The organism is Paenibacillus sp. FSL K6-1330, from assembly GCF_037976825.1.
Taxonomy (GTDB): domain Bacteria; phylum Bacillota; class Bacilli; order Paenibacillales; family Paenibacillaceae; genus Paenibacillus_AQ.
In genome coordinates, this window is sequence record NZ_CP150269.1 from 4,256,744 (window position 1) to 4,279,281 (window position 22,538).

Genomic DNA, 22,538 nt, shown 5'->3' on the forward strand with positions numbered 1-22,538 from the left:
GATACCACTCTTCTTATGATTTCGGAAGATAACCCTTCGCGAATGCACGTGAACAGCTGCATAAGTTCGTTTATTTTGGTGCATTGTAGTAATGCAGAGATTACAAAGGTCTTACTACAAAATGGAGGGATCGTTTTGGCGAAGAGTAAACAGCATCAAGAAGCGCATGGGATTGGACAAATAGAACAACAGCTGAATGATCAAATGGAGGCTGCCGAAGAACTTCAAGGACCATCGAAGCTGGATCGAGACATACAAAAAGCCTCTCACCGTCAGGCTGATCCATTGAAAGATCTTTCGAAATAAGGAGAACTGTCATGAACAAACAAAGAGCGATTGAAATTTCGGAATCGGCCATTATGAAAAATGTCACTTATCAGGATACCCCTATCTTTATCCAGCATGTCAATGAGGATGAAACCGCTCGGGTCTATCCGATCGGAAACTCGGAGCAGGAAATGACCGTCCCTTTATCCAGTCTCACCGAGCATCCATAAGATAGAAACACTCACCCAACCTTAAATAAAAAATCCCCATCCAATTTCGTTGGTGGGATTTTTTATTGTTAAAACGAAATATGATTCAAGTAGCACAAGCTATTCCTTTATTTCAACGATGCCGGTACCTTTACCCCGAGGAGTTTATCCTCCGCTTGGATGATGATCATACCGTTTGTCTTTAGCGTCGACTCGTGTAAATCTGCACCCGTCGTTACTCTAAAAACTGGCAACGTCGTCAACATATTGATGCCGAGTAATGTGCCGTTACGCTGCGCCCGATATAACCCTTTCCCATATACGTCAATCTGCGCAACAGGTGCATCGCCTCTCCAATCGATCTGTTCTCCATTCGCCAGCTTGATGCCTGCCAGTTCACGAGTCATTATGTCTTTGAAAATCAACCGTTCCTGAACCAGTCCGATCAACTCCCAGTCGCCCCCATAAGGGCGAGGAAAAGTTCGCAAAGGGACCTCACCTTTCTTATAGGTGTCAAAATTATATTCGGCCACCTTATTGCCCTGATCCATGTATAACTTCCCTTGGTTTATAAATAAGCCGCCTCCGCCGTACTCATATGGCGGCTCCCCCGACATTTTCCAGCTATAATCTCGGCTGCTCTTCTTTACGCCGGTCTTAAGGTTATACACATTTACGATCACTTTGCGGTCCGGCAGCGACTGATAATCAGTCAGCAATGGAGAATAATAGTCAACCGAATACACGAGACCGTTTTTAATTTGGAGCGCTTCTCCCTGACCAAAATGGTCCCATAACTTCTTGCCCGTCTTCTTGTCATAGGCAGTCAATTGAAGAGAAGTGAGCGCTCCTTGTATATAGAACGTCCGAAGGATTACTCCATCCGCCTCCTGAAGATAATCAGTGCCATGTCCTTCTCCTGACGGCTCGTTCGTTTTCCACCGTAACTTTCCTGTGGCTGCATCAAACGCGAAGGTACTGCTCCCTTTTATTGCATACAGCGTATCAACAGTTGGAACCAGCACTTCCGTACGAAGCCGAGTATCCATGTAGATGGATGTGTTCGACTGCCATTTCAATTTACCTGTCTTTGCGTTCAAAGCGTATGGCATCTGATCTCCCGATAGGCCATAAATAACGCCATTATGAAATACAACGTAAGGCTTTAGGTCCTTACCGTAACTCCATAACCGCTTGCCTGTACTCGCATCGATGGCAATCAGCTTTTTCCCGGTGAATGCGAACACCTTCCCATCTTCAGCAATCGCCTGGCGACCTAGATAATTCTCGTCGTCCATATCCAGATAGTTGTCCACCTTCACCGTCCAAGAAGGTTTTACTTCAGGAACTTCGAAGACTGAGGAAGGATACCAGTTGCGTACCGAAACATCGGCAGGTTCTGCATTCACTTGCGTAGGTGGTACTGCCAACACGCCATGGACTGTAAGTAAGCCTGCTGCAATACTTGCAATGATAAGCCGGCGTAATTGACCTTTGAGATGTTTAATCCATCGTTTCATTTCAATTCTAAGCATGAATAGCCCTCCCATTTGTTATGGCTTCTTGCTTCACGACAAATACAACGCTCAGAGAAGGCATAAAGTTCCAAGCGAACTATAAATAATCTTTAAGTTCCCTTAAGTAATTGCCTACATAAAAACTGTTTATCATCCCAAAACGGGAATCAACCCCAATTCGCATTGGAGAAGATTCCCGTTGATTAAAATTTATTATTTCAAATAGCTTTCAGCAATTTTCATCAAGGTTTCTTTGCTTACTTTATTCATGTCTCCATCTATACTATAGACGTATTTGACCTTTTTGTCCGGGCTCTCGTATACCCATTTCAGCTCGTGCCACTGCGAAGGACCAAATTCTGTATGCAGCATTTCTACACCCTTCACTTGAATCTTCTCCTGCTTAAATTCAACTTTCTCGTCAATATACGTTGTAGGGTCGCTCTTTCCAGTCAGATTAGTGATATTAACCCCGATTTTATCCTCTCCATTTTGATACGTAGCATTGAGAATGAAAAACTGATCTGTCATTTCAACCGGCATCATGGCATATCCCTGATTGGATTCTTCCGCCTGCTTTCTCAGCTTTTCTGCCATTTTCTTTTTTTCTTCCGAAGAAGGAGGATTCACTTCCTGAGCATTTTTAAACATTACGTGCGCCGTTTGGAATGTATAATTTCCATTGACTTTGTCTGCGATCTTAACGTATTTATCCGTAATCTTATCGCGCAATTGAGAAAGATCTTGGAACTTAGTTATCTGCGTTCCAAGAATTGTTTCATGATTCGGGTTATTGGCAACCAAATAGAACAGCCCAGCTTCCCCGTTCTTTAGCACCTTTTCCTTAAGTTCATAGTATGCCTCCCAACGCTCTATCTCTTCTTTCGATTCTGTTTTTCCGTAATCTTTCGTCGATTTAGTCTCATATACGACTTCGCCATCCTTATTCGTCAAAGAATGATATTGAACTGCCGCATAACCTGTGGAGGCCATTAACATCATTCCTACAAACGCAGTCAAAGCAACTTTATATTTCACAAAAAACCTCTCCTTTTCTTTTGGCTGAGCATATAGTGTATTCATTACTTTTCCTGTCAGGTCGACGTCGGGAATGCGCGGGTCATCAAACAGTTTTTTCAAATCCCGTTCCCTGTCCATATTCATACATTCCCACTCCCTTTACTTGAGCATAATACTTTCGAAATTTTGCAGATGTACGTTCGTATTTTTTACGAAGGCTTGCGCTGTTCTTGCCGAGAATCAAACTGATCTCCTGGTAGCTCTTATCCTCGACACAACGTAAGATTAACAAATTACGCTCTTCCGCCGATAATTTCGCCATGGCCTGATGTACGGATTCATCAAAATAGTTGGCTTCAATATGCATATCGACATCATTATTTTCTTTATCATCCTGGTAAAAGAAAGGTAAATATTTCACCAGTTTTCGCTTACGGATGATGTCAATACATTGATGATAGGCTATCTTGTATAACCATGCGCCAAAATCCATCTTATATTGAGTATATTTCCGCAAGCTGCGGAATGTTTTCAGAAATACTTCCTGTGCGTTATCTTCGGCCTCGGCATGATTACCCAGCATATGATAACAGTAGAGAAAAATCGGTTTTTGATAAACCTTCATGATTTTCTCGAATTGTTCTGTCTCCCCATCCAACACATCTGCAATGATCTGACTTATCTCCGCGTCATTCAAGCCCTCTCCCCCCCTTTCACTCTATACAACGAACAACTTGACCCATAATGTGACAGCACAATAAATCACTACAGTCTAAAACGAACTTCGCAAGTAGTTTGTTCAGGTGGATCGCCATGTTCTGCACAACTGCTGCATCAGAGCTGGTTCTCTGACAATCTGCAATACAGGGCCTAATTATGGTGGTTGCGCCATTTTGTATACTAAAAAAGCTTGGAATCCTTTTTCAGATCCCAAGCTATTATAAGAAATATTATCTTGTCTTACATGTTACCGCGTCGCTGATAGACTCGACTTATAAGCTCTTCAATGATTTCATCCGGTGACCGGTCAACCATCCAGGTTTGGCCATACATTTGCAAAATCTTAATGACTGGACAGTCTTCCCAAAATCCGATGAACTCTTCATTGAGGTAAATCTTCTCTACGACATGCTGATTCATCTCGTTCAGACACTCTTCCAATACGGATTTCGCAGTGGGGTCGTTGATCCAATCGCTAACCAAGCTGAATTTATGAAATGATACTTCTTCCTTGCCAAAATCACAATACAGTCGCTCCGTAATTCTGATATCACGAGAAGAGCTGCCAAGTGCAATTTGGAAATAACCACTCTCCGCTACCCAGCGGTTATATTTGGTGTTGTAATAAGCAAAGTCTCTCTCTTCAAGTTCAAAGACAATCTGCTGTTTCTCCCCAGGAGCCAACTCGATTTTAGAAAATGCCTTCAATTCTTTCTCAGGACGTGTCCATGTGCATTCTTCGTCGTGGACGTAAAGCTGAACGACCTCTTTCCCTGTTCGGTTTCCGATATTCTCCAGCCAGAAAGAGACTGTGATCCCTGTCTCCGTTTGAGCTACCTTCATATCCTTATAGGCAAATGAAGTGTAGGATAAGCCATGGCCAAATGGAAACTGTGGAGCGAGTTCCTTTCGATCGTAGTATCGATAGCCGACGAACAGCCCTTCACGATAATACAGCTTGCCGTTTTCACCACGGATCCTCATATGTGAAGGATTGTCAGAAAGTTTAACCGGAAACGTCTCGGACAGTTTACCGGATGGACTCACCTGTCCAAACAAAATTTCAGCAATTGCTTTACCCATGCCTTGTCCGGAAAGCCATGAGTGAATGACAGCGGGAACATGCTGAACCCATGGACGCATCGCCAAGGCTGAACCGCTGCTGGTCACCACAATACATTTAGGTTGTACGGCTGCAATCGCTTGAATGAGCAGGATCTGCTGTTCCGGCAAATCAATGCCCTTCAAATCACGCATCTCGGATTCGGCGTACTCAGGCTGGCCAACGAATATAACTGCCACATCCGATTTTGCCGCCAATGCGACACTTTCCTTGATCATCTCCACATGAATGGAGTCATCTTCAGGGTAGCCCTGAGCATAACTCATCTCAACGGAAGCTCCAGCCAACGCCTTCATTTCTTCAAATGGAATATCAACGCGCGTCGGCGTTACTTTTGCGCTGCCGGCTCCTTGAATTCTAGGTTTTTTGGCGAAACGGCCGATAACTGCAATGGAATGGGTTGACTCCGCATGGATCGGAAGAATGCCATTCTCATTCTTTAGGAGCACAATGCTTTCTGCTGCAGCTTTTCTCGCAAGATTGTGGTACTCCATATCAGATACCGGAGCCGATTCTTCAATACCAGTTACACGTTCTACGAGTTTTAGAATACGGGCAACGCTTTTGTCGAGCTGCTCTTCTGCAAGATTTCCGCTCTCCACGGCTTTGATAATCGCATTCGTGTTATAACCGGCTGGCCCCGGCATTTCGAGATCAAGTCCTGCTTTCAGCCCACGGATCCGATCATTCACAGCTGTCCAGTCTGAGATCACGACGCCCTCGTATCCCCATTCTTCTCTCAAGATATCATGTAATAAATGCTCGTTCTCACTAGTATACGAGCCATTAAGCAAATTATAGGAGCACATGACGGTCCAAGGATCCGATTTTTTAATAATTCGCTCAAAGGCGCTTAAATAAATTTCGCGCAGCGTCCGTTCGTCCACCTCTGAACTCGTCACCATTTTCTCGAATTCCTGATTGTTGCAAGCAAAGTGTTTAAGCGAAGCGCCAACTCCTTTGCTTTGGAGACCATTGATGAAAGCAGCGCCCAGTTCGCCTGTCAGACAGGGATCCTCGGAGTAATATTCGAAATTTCTTCCCCCAAGCGGAGTCCGCTTCATGTTGATTCCTGGGCCGAGCAGCAATTCGACTCCCATCTCTTTGGATTCATTACCAAGTGCCTCCCCAACTTCGTGCAGCAGTTCAGGATTCCACGAAGAACCGATAGCGGAGCCCGTAGGATAACAAGTTGCGGGAACATTCTCTGTCGTGATCCCCATTTCATCGTCACTGTTCGTTTTTCGAATCCCATTCGTTCCGTCATACATATGAACCGGCGGAATATCGAGTCTCTCGATCCCTTTGGTCATCCACATATTTAATCCTGCGCACAGGGATGCTTTTTCAGTAAGTGTCATTTCCTTTATCAATGCGTTAATAGATACTTTCATTTGTATCCACCCTTTCATATCAAGCTTCTTCTTGTAACTCCCGCTCTTTCTTCAATTCCTGCGCATCGTACAGTTTGAAAAACGGAAACCATACGGCGAACACAATCAACAAGACGACGGCGAGCAGAATAAGTCCATTGAATCCGGACATGAGGTAAGTCGATACACCGATCGGCGTATACCATAGCTGGAAGATTTTACTTGGGATTTGTGCAAAACCCATATCAAGAGCTAAGTAAACAATAATGGGCGTAATGAGACCATTAATCCACATAGGCACCATCAATAGCGGATTGAAGGCAACTGGTGCTCCATACACAACAGGCTCGTTAATATTAAACAGGGAAGGAATTAATGTTGCTTTACCAATGGTTTTCAGCTTTTTGGATCTGGCAAACAGGAACCAGATAACAAGCGGCAATGTTGCACCCATCCCTCCGATTCCAAGCCATCCGGAGAAAAATGTTTCAAATGTATTAATGTTGACAGGATCCAGTCCCTGCGCAACCAATGCGGCATTTTCCTCAATCGCCGGAATCCATATGGCATACCATATTGGCATCAGAACCCATGGGCTAACTCCGAAGGAATACAATACAACCCCAATAAAGTTAAATAGAATAAACCCGAACAAGCTTTGCCCCATAGCATTAATAGGTTCAAACACGCTCACAATCAGTCCAAAGATATCAAAGTGGAGCTGATATACAAGAACCCAGCCTATGCCCATGATCACAGCAATCGGTACCAGGAAGTCAAACCAATCCATAATAAACTCTGGCATGGAAGACCCTTTTTTAAAGAAAGAAAACTTAGCGCAGACATTCATGATCACGGCGATGAAGACGCCTACAATGAGTGCCGTAACCATACCCGCAGGACCGAAACGCTCAAGAATGAACTGAACGGTTCCGTCTTCGTTTACGACGGGATTAAGCAGCATGAGGAATAAGGATATGCCGGTCATTCCTGCGAGCAGCTTGATTTTGTGCCTCTCCTTTTTCTCCATAACGGTATACGGCGTCAGAAATGCAATAAACAAACCGAGAAGGCCAAAACTGAATGTTGTGATTGGCGTCAAATCCGGCATGCCAGGAATGAAGTCTTGCAAAATTGAGATCAAAGTAATAATAGAACCGATAAAAATCATCGGGATGGCAACCATAATGGCTTCTTGTATTGATGCTATCCAAATGTTATTTGTAATCGCATCCAATCTTGGCGCAAAAGATTCCGTCATCCATTTCATAAAACGCTTCATCTGTTGATTCCCCTCCCTTAATTCTGTTGTGCACATAGCTATAGTATAGGTACTTTTGTTAACGCTTACTCGTTGTAAATTGCCTCGCCTATGGGCGTTTTTTGTTCAATTCTTATCCTTAGATCCGGTTATTCGCATCTACTTGGAATCGACAGCAAAAAACACCCCCTCTCATGGAGGAGGTGTTCTTGAAGATTGTGTTTAAAACTGTTTCTCTAATGTGAGCAATAGCACACCATGCGGTGGAAGATTGATTTCTTTCTGCCAACCTTGATCCTGTAATATCTCTGTCCGGATGACCGGGCCGCTTCTTCCGTGAAGATACGCAAGTTCCTCCTCCGTCAAGATTTCGGGTGCTCCCATGCGAACCCACTCGTCAAAAACGGAGCCATGATCCCGGTCCATCTGATAGGTTGTGCATTTATAGGTTCCCGGTAGATGAGGAATATTGATTTGAAACACCTTGCTGCCTTTCTCTTGGAACACGCTGTAACGGTTATAATTGGACATCTCCGACCAGTCCCCGCTTGAAAACATATGATCTAAATGGACGTAATGATACAGCAGAAGTTGTATGCTCCCGTCTTTATTCTGAGTACCTACATAACCATCACCCTTAACGATTATCTCTTCACCCAGTTTCTGAAGAAGCTCAAAGGCGTAATAGCTCGGCTTCTTAAGTCCATCCCGATTCATTAAACCAAAGCCTCCATAAAACGGAGAGGATGGAACAAGACTTTCCTCAAACACATCAGTGAAGCACCAAAAAGCCATGGCCTGCACATCTCCCAGTGTATTCATCGCATGATACATCACGAATGGGGCCATAAACATGGTATCGTGCAACAGATGCCGGTCATAGAGGGAAAAGTTCCATTCGGTAATATGCAGCTCCATATCACGGAAAGCGGCAAGCTCCATTTTTTCCTGCAGTCGATGGATGCTCTCTTTATAAAAAGTTGGAGGCATCATTTTCGTTAACATATTCTGCTCCGCTTTGAGCTGGGGATACTCCGAATAGATATGAAAAGAAAAGAAATCGATCGCTACATGATGCCTCTTGCAATATTCCATAAACTCCTCGGCCCATGTGTCGTTCCAAAGTGAACCATAACCTAAAGCAGGTCCGCCTGTTTTTAGTTCAGGAAGAACCGACTTGATCACTCGAACGGTAGATTCATAAAAGGAGAAATATTCCTCTTTGCTTCCTGCCCAGCAAACGCCTGATAAATCCGGTTCATTCCATACTTCAAAGTACCACTGTTTTACTTCCTCAGCCCCGTAGCGATTTAAGCAATGCCGAACGAACTCACGAACAAGTGCCTCCCATTTTGCCTGATCAGCTGGAGGGGAAATATTCCCTTTCCACCAGAATACCGTTTCGTTGGAACGGCTGAGCAAGGTCGGCATAAAGCCTAGCTCCACAAACGGCCTGATTCCCAGCTCAATAAGAAAGTCATAAAGCTTGTCAACATAAGCCCAATTATAGACCGGAGTACCGTCATCCTCTTCGTTGTATACCATCATCTCATCATTAAAGATGCCATGAAAACGTATATATTCAAAAGGAATTCGTGCTTTAAGCTCGGAAAGCTGCCGACGCCAGTCATCGCGCAGCCCTTCAACTGCCCTGCCAGCTGTTGTGGTAACATTCCAGTGTTTTTTGTACCCTGTTGACAACATTCCCGGCTGAATCCGAATTTGCTCCTGATCCGTAACAACCGACGTTAGTGGGTTCGCCCTCTCCTGTTCTTGATCCGACTTCACTTCCAGATATCGATATAACGCCCCCATCGCATTGATCGTATCTAATTCATAATAGTCCCCACTAGAGGATTCTTCATATGTAAGCGGTTTTCGATTAGGCTTATCCTGAAGCGGAGCAGCGGCTTCACGATACGAGCTTGGTGTACAACCGTACTTTTCTTTGAAATACTTATTGAATAGCTTTACGTTCGCAAAACCGCAATCCATCGCAATTTCGGTAATGCTCTTTTCACTTCCGGAAAGCTCCGACTGGGCCTTCTCCAATCGGATCAGCGTTAAATACTTTTGGAAAGGAATACCGATTTTATCGGTGAAAAAGTGAGAAAAATAATGCAAACTTAAGTGTTCTTGTTCCGCCATCGTCTGCAGCGTAATCTTCTCTTTATAATTTTGATCGATATAGGTAAGAACCCGATTCAACCTTTTATAGTCATAACTCTTGCTGCCATCTTCAGCTTCCGGATTGATCCCTTCCGAAAAATATCGCAATAAATGCCCACATAAGGTTTGCAGCCTTCCCATCGTGTAGCTTCGATAGCCTGGAGACTTCTTGTTCATCTCCCACACCATCTTTGCAAGTTCTTGCTTGATTGTGTCAAATCGGAAGCCGGTCGGCTCAGCCTCTGTCGTAGAATTACAGGAAATAAAAACATTATTATGCAGCCACTCCGGGCCAAATTGAAGCGTTAATAAAATATTGTCAGGGCTATTCTGTTCAAACTTATGGATCGACATGCTGTTCACCACAATGACATCGTCCTGATGCAGGGTATACTGCTTCTGGTCAAGATGCATGATAACAGAACCTTGGAGAACATAGACAATCTCCACCTCTTTATGCCAGTGAAATGGAACCTGCTTCACACTGTTGACAAACAGCTTAAAAGGCATGTCATCTTGATGCTCGATAAATTCATAAAGGTAACGCATATTGGGCCCTCATTTCTTATGAACTGAAAACGATATATCTTTATTGTACATATCGAACGGATGATAAAGTGACTCATAGATTGCAAATATCATCATAAATTATAGAACCTTATCATGATAGCATGTATAGTTTACGACTTTTACATACATTAGAACACAGGCTATCCGGAGCACTAAATGTTATTATACTAGGGCGTGTATGCAAACCTAAGCGAGCCAGACCATAATGGATGCCAGCGTTAAAAAAGCCTTGAAAGAGCTTGCTAACTTATCAAAGCGAGTCGCCAACCGACGATAATGTTTTACTTTATTGAAAAAACATTCAATGAGATGCCGTTCTTTGTAAATTTCTTTATCCCATTTTCTTAGTTTGCGTCGATTTTTCTTACTGGGTATCACAGGCGTAGCTGATTGTTGCTCTAACAAATGAAGAATTTGATTGGTGTCGTACGCTCGATCAGCCAAAACTTGTTTTTTAGTTAGATCCATCTGTTTTAACATCTCGTAGCCGGTTACCGAATCGTGGCATTGACCTCCTGTTAGCTTAAAGCGTAGGGGATTACCTAAAGCATCAACCACGGCATGAATTTTGGTGGTTAGTCCGCCACGAGAACGCCCTATTGCTTGCTTGAGGCCCCCCCTTTTGCTCCCGATCCATGTTGGTGGACACGGACGATTGTCGCGTCAATCATGACGCTTTCCCAATCAGGTTCAATGGAGACATGCTCTAAAATTTTGTCCCAAATGCCGGCGATTTGCCAGCGGCGAAATCGGCTGTAAACGCTGGACCAAGAGCCGTAGTATTCCGGTAAATCCCGCCAAGGGGCACCGGTGCGTGCAATCCATAACATGGCATTCAGCATATGACGATGGTCTTTCGGGGGTCTCCCTCCTTGTGGTTTTCGTTCCGGTGGCAGTAGGTCCTTAATCTTTTCCCATTGGTCGTCTCGTATTTCATATCGTCTCATCATACTTATTAATTACCCAAATTATGGGGTCACAGTTTGCATACACGCCCTAGTTTAGTTTCATTGTAAAGAAAGCTGATGCCGATTAGATAAAAACCTAATCGGCATCATGGTGTTCAGTTTCTTGAAAGGATTCGATAATCCTATGGTTCATGACCAACAAAGTGAAAGGCTGCCCAATTGGCAGCCCTTCTGTCTTAATCCAAGATTCCACTTGATCGTGGTTTTAATGTAGTCATTAATCTCCGTTAATGATAAGAACAGGGCGAATGGCCGTATCCGAATGTTCCTTGGTCGCATAATCTGCGCCCATATCTTCATCTAGACCGACGATGCGGAAGCTTACGACTCCATCCGATTGACTGTTCACAAATGAAGTGACATCAAAGCTCACATAGGCACCTGTTTGACTTACCTTCACGGTCCCCAATGCAGACCCGGCTTCTGTCGGCTGGTTAGTTGCGTTGATCGATGTTTCAGACCATGCATCATTGTTGATACCCCTGGCTTCCACTGTATAGGAGCTCGTATTGCTATGAATATTGGTTACATAGATTTTGAGAATAGCAGAGCTTACGGACCCGCTTAATGAGGTAGTATCAAATTTCAAGTATCCTGCTCGATCGTAAGAGGCATTGGAGGCGCGCAGCTTTACAGTCATCGTATTCTGGGAGCCATATTGATCCCCGGCATACGTACCGCCACGAACGAAGCTGTCCTCGATCGCTGTAAGTTTGACAGGGTTCACCGTATCCCCGCTAGTGGTCGCACTGATTTCGTTGCTTGCAGCCGAGACGTTGCCGGCTGCATCTTTCGCTTTAACCGTAAATGTATAGGTCGTGTTGGCGTTTAGCCCGCTAACCGTCGCTGTCGTGTCGGTAACGATGGCAGCCAACGTGGCGCCCTCATAAACATCGTAACCGGTAACGCCTACGTTGTCCGTTGCAGCACCCCATGAAAGCGTAACGCTGGAGGAGGTCGTGTTGGTTACTGCCAAATTCGTTGGAACCGTTGGTGTCTCCGTATCCGAGCCGCCCGTAGAATCTGTTCCGTACACTTCAAACTCATATAAGGAGTATCCGTAAGGGGTACCTCTGGCCGTGCCGTACATTCTCACGTATCTCGCATTTCGGTTCGAAAAGGCAATCTCATCTATGGCGCCATTCCCGGTTGTTGTGGAGAATACATCCGTCCAATTGGTAGGTGTCCCGTTATCGACAGATACTTGAATCTTGTAACTCTTCGCATAGGCTTCTTCCCAATTTAATTGGATTCGGTTGATGTTCTTCACTGCCCCGAGATCGACATAAATCCATTGCGGGTCAACGCCTTCTGCGCTTGCCCATCGCGTTGCCTGGCTGCCGTCAAAAGCTTTAGCTGGCTCAAAGCCCGAGGCTTCGCTTGAGCTTGCAACGGCCGTCTTGTTCAAGGCAAGATTCGGGGACGATGTATCGTTATTTGTTGTGGCTGTCACTGCATTGCTTGCGCCCGATATATTCCCGGCGGCATCTTTGGCTTTGACCGTAAAGGTGTAGGCCGTGTTGGCGCTCAAGCCACTGATGGTCGCATTCGTTCCTGTAACGGAAGCCGCTGGTGTTGAGCCGTTAAAAACCTCATAACCCGTAACCCCTACATTATCCGTAGAAGCATTCCATGAAAGAGTGACACTGGACGAAGTCTTTCCAGTAACCGCCAAATTCGACGGAGCCGTTGGTGCTTGCGTATCTGCTGGGTTCCCTCCCCCTCCTGGCTTCCACCAGTTACCTGAAATGAACAGCATGTTTAAAAGGGTGAAGCTGTCGCTGTAATAGCCGGATTTATGACTTTTCATCCAGTCCCAGCCGCTATTGATCCAGGCCTGGTTTCCGCTATTCGGGGTTCCTGCCGAAATAAACGGAGCGACAAAAACACCTTCCGCCCCGCTTGCCGATGGAGACACCGTTCCGTTCAATAGATACCCGTCCCGAATATTGTTGGGGTTGCCGCTCGTCTTTCCTTTAATCCAGGAAGTCAGTTTATCGGTGATCGATTTGGCTCTCGTCTCACCATAATGTGCGTAATCCATCACAATCCTGAGTGGTACCCGAGCGGCATTATAATTGTATTCGTCCGTTTCCGGGAACTCTTCCAAATAATTTCGTGGAGCGGGTTTTGGAGGATTGTCAACGACAAAATCCGAAATCAACCCCGTGTTCGGCGAATAGGAGGCGCTGAATGAACTATAGACGTTGTACAGGTTATTGATGACATTCAACCACGTTGAATCGCCGGTAACCTCGTAGAAGGCTCTTAAATGGCTGAGCATCCAATCCGAAGGTCTCGTGTTCAGTGCGCTTTTGCTATCCCAATCGCCGAGATTTAACCGGTTGTTAGTCGTGACATTGCTTTTCTTGATTCCATCCGTAATCATTTTTTTGGCTTCCGCCAAATAATTGATTGTACCGGATGAACCCCATTGATTATGAGCAAGAATGAGCGAGTAAGCAATGTCCAGATCCCCGTCGGTCGCCGAGTAGAAATCTCCCTGCGCGTTTTTGGAGTCCGCTACGACCCAGCCCATCAAGTTAGGATTTCCCTTGCTTTTATAAGCTCTGGCCGTTTTGAACAGGCCGTCGTAAATGGTTTTGGCATTCGGATCATAACCAGCCATTAACACCGTAATGAGCATGCCGTATCCTTGACCTTCGGAAGAGCCCAACGCCTTATACCCGCCAGGTTCTCCTGTAATTTCGCCTTTCACATAATATCCGCCGGGCAAGGAGGACAAGTTGTTCTTCAAATAGCTGGATTTCCATGAATTATAGTAAGCGATAACGTCTGCATTCAATTGCGACTGCGAGAGATGATTGGGCTTCGTAATCCCAGCAAAGTTTGCTTGCTGGGGAAACGGCTTTTGCTCGCCTGCTGCGTGGGCTTCTTGTACAAACACCGGTGAGAGAAAAGTCGACATCAAAAGGACGAGGCAAAGTGCGTGAATTGACCATTTTTTATACATTCCTATTCCTCCTATTGGATTGGTTTCGGGCATCTTGCCTGTGACCATAGTTACTTCTAAAAGATAAACCCTGCGTCATTGCTGATCTCATATCGCCGGGATCCGTATCGCTGCTTGAAGCAGCGGAACCGTACACCTCAAACTCGTACAAAGAGTACCCGTAGGATGTTCCTCTTACCGTGCCATACATCCTTACATATCTGGCATCCCGTGCTGCGAATGAGATTTCGTTCATCCCTCCGTCACCGGTTGAAGTGGAGTATACCTCCGTCCAATTTACAGGCGCTGCCGTATCCGTCGACACTTGAATTTTGTAGCTTTTCCCATAGGCGTCTTCCCATATGAGTTTGACTTTATTAATGCTTTTTGAACACTCGGTATAAGCAATCCCCCTTTCACGGAGTTATAAAAACCACATTCTGGGATGTATACAAATTATTGTATGGTATCTTAGTTCTAATCCCATTTCTCAAATTCGGAAAGGGACTAAATTAAGGTGTATTGTTGTTTTTTTAAGGTTGTCATGTATTCGACTATGAATTTAACTCAAGTAGGAGGGACACTAGTGTACCCGATTCGGTAAATACACATAGACCTCGGGTCTGGATAACGGATAAGCAAAAAGCGCTGTTATCAACAGGCTTACGACGGTTCCAACCAGTGTGGTCAAGATCGTGACGCCGTAAGCTTTCGCTATTTCCGAAAAATCATTGAATAAAAATTGATAGGCCGCAAAGCTGATTTGACTGGGAAACAATGAGTATCCGTTCTGTAAGATGGAATCTTCACTGGATATCGACACCATAAAGACCAGGATGAACGGAATTAACGAGGCGACTGTAAATGCCCAGAAAAACAGGTGAATCGAAGATGCGCCGATCCATTTTTTAGGGCTCCATTCCTTCACCTTTTCTATCTCTCCCCCTCTGTTAAAATAAAGCATCACGTTTATTAATGCGTCTTACTGCCGTATTCGCTACTAGGATGAGCACTAAACAAACGACGGATTGATAGAATCCAGCTGCTGTCGACATGCCGATATCCCCCGATTGAATCATGGCACGATAGACAAAGGTATCGATGGTATTCGTTGTCGGGATCAGAGCGCCTGTATTCATAGGAACCTGATAGAATAATCCGAAATCCGACCGGAGAATGCCGCTGACCGCAAGCAGGGTCATGGTGGTGATGACAGGCAAAATAAGCGGGATGGTGATCCGGGTCATCTGCTTCCACTTGGTTGCACCATCAATCGTGGCGGCTTCATAATATTCTTTGTCTATTCCGATAATGGAAGCGAAATAGATGATGGATAGATAACCAACGTTCTTCCATGCATTTACGATGACCAGGATGTAAGGCCAATACTTGGGTTCTCCATACCAAGACACCGCCTCCGAACCAAACCAATTGATCAATAACCTGTTCACAAGACCGCTATCCACATTCAAAAAGCTGTAGACCAGATAGGCGACCACGACCATCGAGATGATATGCGGCAGCAGGAATGTGCTTTGATAGAACCGGCTGGTGAGACGAACCCCTCATGTTCCAGCCCCTTCTTGTCACGTCATGTAAACCCTTACACCCTCATTCTATAATCAATGATTCTGGTCAACCACTATCCTTATGACTTTCTGATACCATAATGATGACTTCTTTTCTTCCGGCTTCAAATGGCGATTGACAGTTTTAACCAGACTCATTATACAAGGGGCGTAATCGCGGGTTGTTGAACAGCTTGCAGCCATTCCAAAACGCACGAAAAAGCTGTTTTTAGTTTTTTAAACGCAAAAAAGGGGTGTCCCAAAAGGTCCTTTGACCTGGGACGCCCCCGCTGTCTGTTGTTTGACGCTGCGCGTATGAATCTCTCATTAACAATGAGGTGGCTCGTTTAGCAAAGTCATACTTGATTAATATAAAATAAAACATTTTCATAGTGTTTCATAAACCTTTTATAATTCGTTGTTTCCTTCAGTACAATTATGGTTGGATAAGCATTTACTTTGCGTTGTTTTAGTGTAGCTAATACTTTCTTCTGTTCGATGCAATAAAATTTGCCTTCTTTATATTGAATAAGAAGTGGTGGAAGAGTAGCTGAGTCTGCTTCATCGGTACAGTCTTTCCCAGGCATGATTCCATTAAGCTCGATGAGACGCAAAGGAAATTTAACAACACCGAAATACAAATACTCTTTTCTCATAAAATCATGTAAACTAGGAGCAGCATTTCGGGAGTGGAGCATATAACAATGAATCCATTCTTCGAGCATTCCGATATTCGCATACTGTACAGCAGATCGTACAGTTGGAGCATAAGTGAATTGTTGGTCATTTTTCTTCGAATAAATGATTTTCTTAATGGAATCCAAAGATAAAAAATACTCATCCGCAAGTTCCGAAACCGTTACCCCATTGGCATACTTATTGCGAATCATAATATTACGCCTTTGTAATTGATTTCGGTAACCCGACTTCTCGCCCCAACCCCTTTTTTCCTCTCCAGTAGGAATATAAAGAAGTTTTCCAGCAGCGTATTTCTGAATTTCTTTCAATAACTTCTCAGGTATGATATCGCTGGCATTTTCATATTTCATAGGATCACCCTTTATAAGGCGTATATTCGATCCTTCAGTTGACCGATAGATTTCATAATAGAATTGCAAGATTCTATGTCATCGATCGACGCATGCCACCGCAAAACATCGATTCCCTTGTAATACGCCATACATAAAAATCGTTCTTTAAAATCCGGTATGACAATGTTCCTTTTTTTGCAATACTCGAATAACAATTCAGGAATGTTTAAGTAAGGCTTATTTAAGTCCATAATGACAAAATCTAAAAGGAAATCGCATATGCCGGATCTGCTCCAGTCTGGGAAACCGACCGTCGTTTTTCCATCTGTGATCATTATTTCAAAAAACGTGTTATTATTAACTAAATAACGTTTGCCTTCACAATAATCAATTCTAGTGTCCATTTCCATCAAGTATTTTTCGACAAAGTCACGATCTAAAATCGTTGTATCAAAGAGTTCCTTCCAATTATACCAGTATCCTTCTTTATCTTCTGCAAATGTGTCGATTAGAAATTGCCTGCAGGTGCTATACTCTGTTTTGCAATCCTCGTTGAACTCACCATAGCCTTCTACTCCCGCTATATCCGCTGCACTAATTTCCAAGACTTTGTCAAAAAACAACTCGTAACAATCTGCAAACTGATTTGGGCTTAATTCATCTGCGACAAATCCATTTGGTGTCATACTTACCTGATCCGAAAGCATGGACTTAATTATACTGTCTTTACTCATCTTCATATCTCCTTTACATCAACAATGGTTATACACATCAGCTGCGCACCTGATATGGGGTAATGATAACATTGGCCATGTATCGGATATAGGCAACGAATAGGTTTAGTCAACTTTACACCAGTCTCTTGTGATTACCTCTATTCTAACAATACAGTTTACCCTCAATCATCGTCCACTGCACTTGATACCTTTCGTCCATCAGGACGAGATCCGCATCGTATCCTACCTCGATTTTTCCTTTGTGAGATAAACCCAGAATACGGGCCGGCGTTGTTGATGCCATGTGCACCGCATCCTCCATTGAAATTCCGTTAGCCACGGTCAGACGTAACGCTTCATTCATAGTCACCGTGCTCGATGCTAAAGTGCCATCCGCAAGCCTTGCAATCCCCTCGGAAACGGTAACGTGATGACCACCAAACATATAATTGCCATCACCTAATCCCATCGCCTGAAGTGCATCTGTAATCAGCACCATGCCTTCAGGCCCTTTGAGACGGTGCATTAATCGGACAATGGCGGGATGAAGATGGATTTGATCGACAATCGCTTGCAGGCTGACATGCGGTTCTTCGAATGCGGCTACAATCAGTCCGGGGTCTCGATGGTGAATCGGTCTCATGCCGTTAAAACAATGGGTTACATGACTCGCACCGGCTGCGAAAGCCAGCTTCGCTTCCTCGTATGTGGCATCGGAATGGGCTACGGCAATCACAACATCCTGCTCTTTCAGATAGGATATGAGTTCCAAGCCTCCAGGCAATTCTGGTGCGATCGTAACCATTTTAATGAGCGAACCCGCTTCTTGAAAAATTAACTTTATTTCTTCCAGATTCGGGTGGCGAAGATATTTCTCGTTTTGCATCCCTTTTCGCTTCGGATTCAAATAAGGTCCCTCCAAGTGAATGCCGGCAATCTTTGCCCCTTGTTCTCGTCCGATTACAGATTTTACGCTGCGAATCATATTGAGCAGATCCTCTATCGTTGAACTCACGGAAGTCGCCAGAAACGAAGTGCATCCGGTTGCAGCACAAGCGCGTGATACTTCTTGAATGCTGTCCTCGGTTCCGTCCATCATGTCATAGCCATTGGCCCCATGAATATGAACATCTATCATCCCGGGTATGAGCCACATTCCTTTGCCATCAATTAGTTCAGCATCAGCTTCTATTGTTTCCAGTTCTTGCGTCGCTTCTATTCGCTTCAACTTCCCGTTCGCAATCCAGACGGTTGCAGAAGGAAGGATTTGATGAGAAAGGTGAACTTTGACATGTTGAATGATTTGGTTGTTCATTTCGACTCTACTCCATCCTGTTGGTTATGGGTCTGACATTCTATAAGTGTAATATTTTTGTGGTCTAATATTTCCTGTATTTCAACGGGAATCGATTGATCAGTTACAATAATATCCACGTGATCAAAGTCCAACTTGAACCTCGATTTCACCGCGAATTTGGTATGATCTGCAACAAGTATGACCTGATCCGAGCGCCGGGCCATTTCTCTCTTGACCCTGACATCTTCTTCATATGGATAATAGAGTCCGTCTGGCTGGATTGCCGTCGCACCAATGAACGCTTTGTCAGCACGAATTTCACTGATCTTATCAATGACGGAAGGACCGTATAATAATCGATTTTGGGTATGCAGGTAACCGCCGAGCACGTAGATGCTCAGATCTTCTCGGTTGGAGAGTATTCCTACATTATCTATGGAGTGTGTAACCGCTGTTATCTGTTTCGCTTGAATATGCTCCGCAACAAATTGTACGGTCGTAGATACGTCCAAAAATACAGTCTCATGGTCCCGAATCAGTTTAGCGCCATGCTCGCCGATTACCTTCTTGCTCGTGGGCTCATCAATAAGTCGTTCCTGATAAGAAGTAAGCTCCTTTTGCAGTTCAGGCAAGGCTACCCCTCCGTGCGTACGAACAACAACTCCTTCTTGAACTAATTTGACAATATCCCTGCGCGCGGTATCCCGCGACACTTGAAAGAACGAGCATATCTCTCCAACACTCATCGTTTTATGTTGTTTTAAGTAATCCAGGATGTTTACTAATCGTTCCTCTTGGAACATCTCTTCCCCCTCCTTGCTTAAGTGTTTTCATTCTTTTAATAAGTATATATAAGTAATTAGAAATAAACAATAAGTATTTGTAAGTTTATTATTATTCTTGTCAAAAGCAAAAAAACCACGATTATCGAGGTTTTAAAAGTATACATATGTTAGTCCTACGAAATTTTCCATTCCGGCTATCGTACCGTGAGTCCATTTATACTCTTAAATAGGATGAAGACAGGCCGCTTCTTGCACAGAAGCAGCCTGCCCTTACAATCGAACATGAGCGCCGTTAATAAGTAAACGATTGATTTACAGTGCCAATCCGTGCGTTTGCATATTGGATATCATTACTTCTCATATTTTCAAACGCTTGCACTGCTGCATTGGCAACGTCAATATCCTGTGCGCTTGTTCCTCCACTTACACCAATGCCACCGACAATCCTTCCTTCATGAACTAAAGGAATTCCTCCGCCGAGGATAACGACTTTCCCCTGATTCGTTGTATTAATTCCGAAGGTTGCTCCACCAGGAAGCGCAGATTGCGCTAAATTCGCTGTTGGCATTTGCAAAGCTACACTGGTCCAAGCCTTACCTATGGCAATATCGATACCTGCTATTTTGGCATTGTCCATCCTATAGAAAGCCATTAGGTTTGTACCCTCATCTACGATCGCTATGTCCGAGTTAAGTCCCATTTGTCTGGCACGCTGTTCAGCAATTTCCAATAACTTCTTCGCAGTCGTTAAAGTGAGTTTATACATCATAGCTCCCCTTTACTAAATAGAAATACTGCATTATATTGTCATATGCCTATAGTGGTGAATTGCCCAATACCAGTACTTCCGGAATGAATGCTAAAGAAATGTCTTGGATACCCATTCAAAAAACTTTTCCTTCTCTTCAAAGTGCGGATAATGCGCAGATTGATCAAACGCGATAAACTCCTTCTGATCGGCTCCAAGCATATCGAAATATTCTTTTGCTGCATGGGAGGATGTCATATAGTCATAATCGCCCATGATAAAGTAGCACGGTAGTTCAAGTTTCGTTACAAGCGTTGGCAACGGATGTTCTATAACCTCCTCCAACAAAACCTTTTGAGAAAAAGATATCCCGACGTTATATCGAATGACGTCCATTAAGTTATACTCGCTGCTTAATAGCATTCCAAGGTTATTGCCGTCGGGGCTGTCAATAAGTCTGGAAGCTCCGCCATATCGAATGACATAATTTCGGGGAGTGAACATTTCGCCCTTTTTGATTTTATCGGTTAGGCCTTGCAGATATAAGACGTCTTCCGCGTTGCCGGCCTGATGAGCTTGGCTGATTAAGTAAGTCAAACTGTCCATCTCGCTTGTTAAGGTATCCCCCATCTGGCCAATCCCGACATAAGCCTCATATTTTTCGGGAGCCTTATGGGCCGCCTGTGCAGCAATATACGTACCATAAGAATGTCCAATGAGAATTATCTTTTCTTTGCCCATACGTTCCGAAACGTGATCCGTTAAAGCCAATAAGTCATTTACCAGCAACTCCGATGAAAGATTAGCGTAATCCTCAAAAAAACGATAGGATTTTCCGCTGGCTCTTTGGTCGTAATGAACAACCGTAAACCGGGTTTCCAACAAGTCTTGATATGCCGCGGCATAAGGGATTTCCGGAGCTCCAGGTCCTCCGTGGACAAATAAAATAACGGGATTGTTCTTGTCATCGCCGCGTATCATCAGTTCTTGCTTGCTTCCATTGATCTCTACTTGTTCTAATATGCTAATACTATTTTCACCTTTGATGGACGATGTCCATGTAGGAAAAATTAGGGCTGTTATGAGTAGCCCTATTAGTGTTATACCGATGATTCTTAATATTTTTTTCAATTTTCTCATGGTCTTGGGACACCTTTCAGCTTAAAGCTTGAAGTAAATTGCGGAAGATCCAATGTAGATTTCATTACATCTCATTGTACCTTTGGCTCGTTTACTCCAAATCCTTCCTGAGACTGAATTGGACCTAGACCCTAGTCGAAGAAAGCAGCGGCATTAGAACATAGCTAATAACAAAAAAAGCCGCTGATCTTGATACAGATCAGCGGCGCAGAAACTACCAGGAGGATAGTTCGGTCCTTTTCCAATTGTTTTGGGCAACGCAAACATATACATATTGGTCGTCCCAAGAGATCTGGCCTTGGCTGCATGCAGCAGTGGACGAAGCGGGCGTATACTTTTCGCGAAGACGCAGCATATCCCCGTTTACATCGAGCTTGGTGTCGGGTTCATTCGTGCCAATTCCGATATTGCCGTCACTGCGCTGCACGGTGAGCGGGGAATCGAGCACTTTGCCGTCATCTCCATAACGGACGAACTGCAGGTTGGCTCCCACATTGTCACCCGATTCCTCTAAACTGTCGGCCCGTACGGCCCATCTCGGTGTCGTCTCATTATCCTTGCCGGCTGCACTTAACTGGATATCCCGGTTCGTCCCGCTTTCGCCGGCTACCCGCAAAATACCACTCATGACATTGAAATTGGACGAATGCGTACGGATCTCGCTTACGTCGGTGTCAAACGGAATTTCAAACCGGGTAAACAACTGGTTGGGGTATTGACCAGTCGGCGACATAGTCGTCTCGAACGAGATATGCTTATGATCCTGCTGCTCCGGATTGTTTGCCTTGTCATGGGAAATGATCGCCGTCTTGTCCTTGCCATTCTCGTCAACCCAGACGATCGCCGGCTTGGCTCTTTCCGCCGTCCATTGCAATCGAATCAGATCGGACTGATGCCCTTCTTCCTCGATCCATTTCTTGTCGGTGGATAAATGAAGCCGTTCATTGTGCGGTATGCGTATATCGTCGCCTTTTTGCTCGGATTGTCCAAGTGTCGTTTCCACTTCCTTTTCCTGATCCGTACAACCCATGCCGAGCAAGAAGATGCTCACCATTATAATCATAATCGTCCCTAATAATTTCACAGTGTTTCCCTCCATTTAT

Annotated in this window: 19 protein-coding genes and 2 pseudogenes; 2 read left to right on the forward strand and 19 right to left on the reverse strand. The window is 44.4% G+C overall.

Annotation, left to right across the window (positions count from 1 at the left end; translation table 11 throughout):
* Positions 1–135 precede the first annotated feature (135 nt).
* Both NYE54_RS19125 and NYE54_RS19130 read left to right on the forward strand, forming a co-directional pair.
* A complete protein-coding gene (locus NYE54_RS19125; protein WP_339265396.1) occupies positions 136–306 on the forward strand; it encodes a hypothetical protein in 171 nt (56 codons plus the stop codon).
* Positions 307–317: 11 nt separating this feature from the next.
* Complete coding sequence (locus NYE54_RS19130) at positions 318–497, forward strand: H-type small acid-soluble spore protein (protein WP_076321652.1); 180 nt, start codon at positions 318–320, stop codon at positions 495–497.
* Between the two features lie 107 nt (positions 498–604).
* On the opposite strand, the gene NYE54_RS19135 is transcribed toward NYE54_RS19130, so the two are convergent.
* The 19 genes and pseudogenes from NYE54_RS19135 to NYE54_RS19225 form a co-directional block, all read right to left on the reverse strand.
* Positions 605–2,011 carry a PQQ-binding-like beta-propeller repeat protein gene (locus NYE54_RS19135; protein WP_339265397.1) on the reverse strand — a complete coding sequence of 469 codons (1,407 nt, stop codon included), beginning with the start codon at positions 2,009–2,011 and terminating at the stop codon, positions 605–607.
* A gap of 195 nt (positions 2,012–2,206) precedes the next feature.
* The gene (locus NYE54_RS19140) at positions 2,207–3,157 is read right to left on the reverse strand and encodes a hypothetical protein (RefSeq protein ID WP_339265399.1); all 951 of its coding nucleotides are present in this window, start codon (positions 3,155–3,157) and stop codon (positions 2,207–2,209) included.
* Entirely contained in the window at positions 3,117–3,710 is a 594-nt protein-coding gene (locus NYE54_RS19145; protein WP_339265401.1) for a sigma-70 family RNA polymerase sigma factor, read from the reverse strand. The genes NYE54_RS19140 and NYE54_RS19145 overlap by 41 nt, the downstream gene beginning before the upstream one ends.
* A gap of 263 nt (positions 3,711–3,973) precedes the next feature.
* A complete protein-coding gene (locus NYE54_RS19150; RefSeq protein ID WP_339265403.1) occupies positions 3,974–6,250 on the reverse strand; it encodes a glycoside hydrolase family 3 C-terminal domain-containing protein in 2,277 nt (758 codons plus the stop codon).
* 19 nt (positions 6,251–6,269) lie between these two features.
* Positions 6,270–7,511 (reverse strand): PTS transporter subunit EIIC, encoded by a 1,242-nt coding sequence (locus NYE54_RS19155; RefSeq protein ID WP_098745902.1) that lies wholly within the window; start codon positions 7,509–7,511, stop codon positions 6,270–6,272.
* A gap of 201 nt (positions 7,512–7,712) precedes the next feature.
* Positions 7,713–10,208 (reverse strand): helix-turn-helix domain-containing protein, encoded by a 2,496-nt coding sequence (locus NYE54_RS19160; protein ID WP_339265405.1) that lies wholly within the window; start codon positions 10,206–10,208, stop codon positions 7,713–7,715.
* A gap of 207 nt (positions 10,209–10,415) precedes the next feature.
* A protein-coding gene (locus NYE54_RS19165) for an IS5 family transposase (RefSeq protein ID WP_339273500.1) occupies positions 10,416–11,176 on the reverse strand; the annotation gives its coding sequence in 2 pieces (ribosomal slippage) (positions 10,416–10,837 and positions 10,837–11,176; 762 coding nt in all).
* A gap of 238 nt (positions 11,177–11,414) precedes the next feature.
* Positions 11,415–12,872: a discoidin domain-containing protein gene (locus NYE54_RS19170; protein ID WP_339273563.1), complete on the reverse strand. Its 1,458-nt coding sequence runs from the start codon at positions 12,870–12,872 to the stop codon at positions 11,415–11,417.
* 51 nt (positions 12,873–12,923) lie between these two features.
* A pseudogene (locus tag NYE54_RS19175) lies at positions 12,924–14,171 on the reverse strand (glycosyl hydrolase family 8); the annotation flags it as partial.
* Complete coding sequence (locus NYE54_RS19180) at positions 14,164–14,559, reverse strand: discoidin domain-containing protein (RefSeq protein ID WP_339273565.1); 396 nt, start codon at positions 14,557–14,559, stop codon at positions 14,164–14,166. The gene NYE54_RS19180 and the pseudogene NYE54_RS19175, both read right to left, overlap by 8 nt.
* Positions 14,560–14,733: 174 nt before the next feature.
* On the reverse strand, positions 14,734–15,078 hold the full coding sequence (locus NYE54_RS19185) for a hypothetical protein (protein WP_339265407.1): 345 nt from the start codon (positions 15,076–15,078) through the stop codon (positions 14,734–14,736).
* Between the two features lie 22 nt (positions 15,079–15,100).
* Positions 15,101–15,700, reverse strand: a pseudogene (locus NYE54_RS19190) (ABC transporter permease subunit); the annotation flags it as partial.
* Positions 15,701–16,074: 374 nt separating this feature from the next.
* The gene (locus tag NYE54_RS19195) at positions 16,075–16,767 is read right to left on the reverse strand and encodes a CD3324 family protein (protein WP_339265409.1); all 693 of its coding nucleotides are present in this window, start codon (positions 16,765–16,767) and stop codon (positions 16,075–16,077) included.
* A gap of 11 nt (positions 16,768–16,778) precedes the next feature.
* The gene (locus NYE54_RS19200) at positions 16,779–17,483 is read right to left on the reverse strand and encodes a hypothetical protein (protein ID WP_339265410.1); all 705 of its coding nucleotides are present in this window, start codon (positions 17,481–17,483) and stop codon (positions 16,779–16,781) included.
* Positions 17,484–17,628: 145 nt separating this feature from the next.
* Positions 17,629–18,780 carry an N-acetylglucosamine-6-phosphate deacetylase gene (nagA, locus tag NYE54_RS19205; protein ID WP_339265412.1) on the reverse strand — a complete coding sequence of 384 codons (1,152 nt, stop codon included), beginning with the start codon at positions 18,778–18,780 and terminating at the stop codon, positions 17,629–17,631.
* Positions 18,777–19,565: a DeoR/GlpR family DNA-binding transcription regulator gene (locus tag NYE54_RS19210; RefSeq protein ID WP_339265414.1), complete on the reverse strand. Its 789-nt coding sequence runs from the start codon at positions 19,563–19,565 to the stop codon at positions 18,777–18,779. Before NYE54_RS19210 ends, nagA begins: the two co-directional genes overlap by 4 nt.
* 274 nt (positions 19,566–19,839) lie before the next feature.
* Entirely contained in the window at positions 19,840–20,313 is a 474-nt protein-coding gene (locus NYE54_RS19215) for a heme-binding protein (RefSeq protein ID WP_339265416.1), read from the reverse strand.
* A gap of 93 nt (positions 20,314–20,406) precedes the next feature.
* The gene (locus NYE54_RS19220) at positions 20,407–21,435 is read right to left on the reverse strand and encodes an alpha/beta hydrolase (RefSeq protein WP_339265418.1); all 1,029 of its coding nucleotides are present in this window, start codon (positions 21,433–21,435) and stop codon (positions 20,407–20,409) included.
* Positions 21,436–21,649: 214 nt separating this feature from the next.
* On the reverse strand, positions 21,650–22,519 hold the full coding sequence (locus NYE54_RS19225; protein WP_339265419.1) for a hypothetical protein: 870 nt from the start codon (positions 22,517–22,519) through the stop codon (positions 21,650–21,652).
* Positions 22,520–22,538: the final 19 nt, after the last annotated feature.

Coding starts and splice junctions, on each gene's coding strand:
- NYE54_RS19130 (WP_076321652.1), top strand. CDS start 318: ATGAACAAACAAAGAGCGATTGAAATTTCGGAATCGGCCATTATGAAA.
- NYE54_RS19135 (WP_339265397.1), bottom strand. CDS start 2,011: ATGCTTAGAATTGAAATGAAACGATGGATTAAACATCTCAAAGGTCAA.
- NYE54_RS19140 (WP_339265399.1), bottom strand. CDS start 3,157: ATGAATATGGACAGGGAACGGGATTTGAAAAAACTGTTTGATGACCCG.
- NYE54_RS19150 (WP_339265403.1), bottom strand. CDS start 6,250: ATGAAAGTATCTATTAACGCATTGATAAAGGAAATGACACTTACTGAA.
- NYE54_RS19155 (WP_098745902.1), bottom strand. CDS start 7,511: ATGAAGCGTTTTATGAAATGGATGACGGAATCTTTTGCGCCAAGATTG.
- NYE54_RS19160 (WP_339265405.1), bottom strand. CDS start 10,208: ATGCGTTACCTTTATGAATTTATCGAGCATCAAGATGACATGCCTTTT.
- NYE54_RS19195 (WP_339265409.1), bottom strand. CDS start 16,767: ATGAAATATGAAAATGCCAGCGATATCATACCTGAGAAGTTATTGAAA.
- NYE54_RS19200 (WP_339265410.1), bottom strand. CDS start 17,483: ATGAGTAAAGACAGTATAATTAAGTCCATGCTTTCGGATCAGGTAAGT.
- nagA (WP_339265412.1), bottom strand. CDS start 18,780: ATGAACAACCAAATCATTCAACATGTCAAAGTTCACCTTTCTCATCAA.
- NYE54_RS19210 (WP_339265414.1), bottom strand. CDS start 19,565: ATGTTCCAAGAGGAACGATTAGTAAACATCCTGGATTACTTAAAACAA.
- NYE54_RS19215 (WP_339265416.1), bottom strand. CDS start 20,313: ATGTATAAACTCACTTTAACGACTGCGAAGAAGTTATTGGAAATTGCT.
- NYE54_RS19220 (WP_339265418.1), bottom strand. CDS start 21,435: ATGAGAAAATTGAAAAAAATATTAAGAATCATCGGTATAACACTAATA.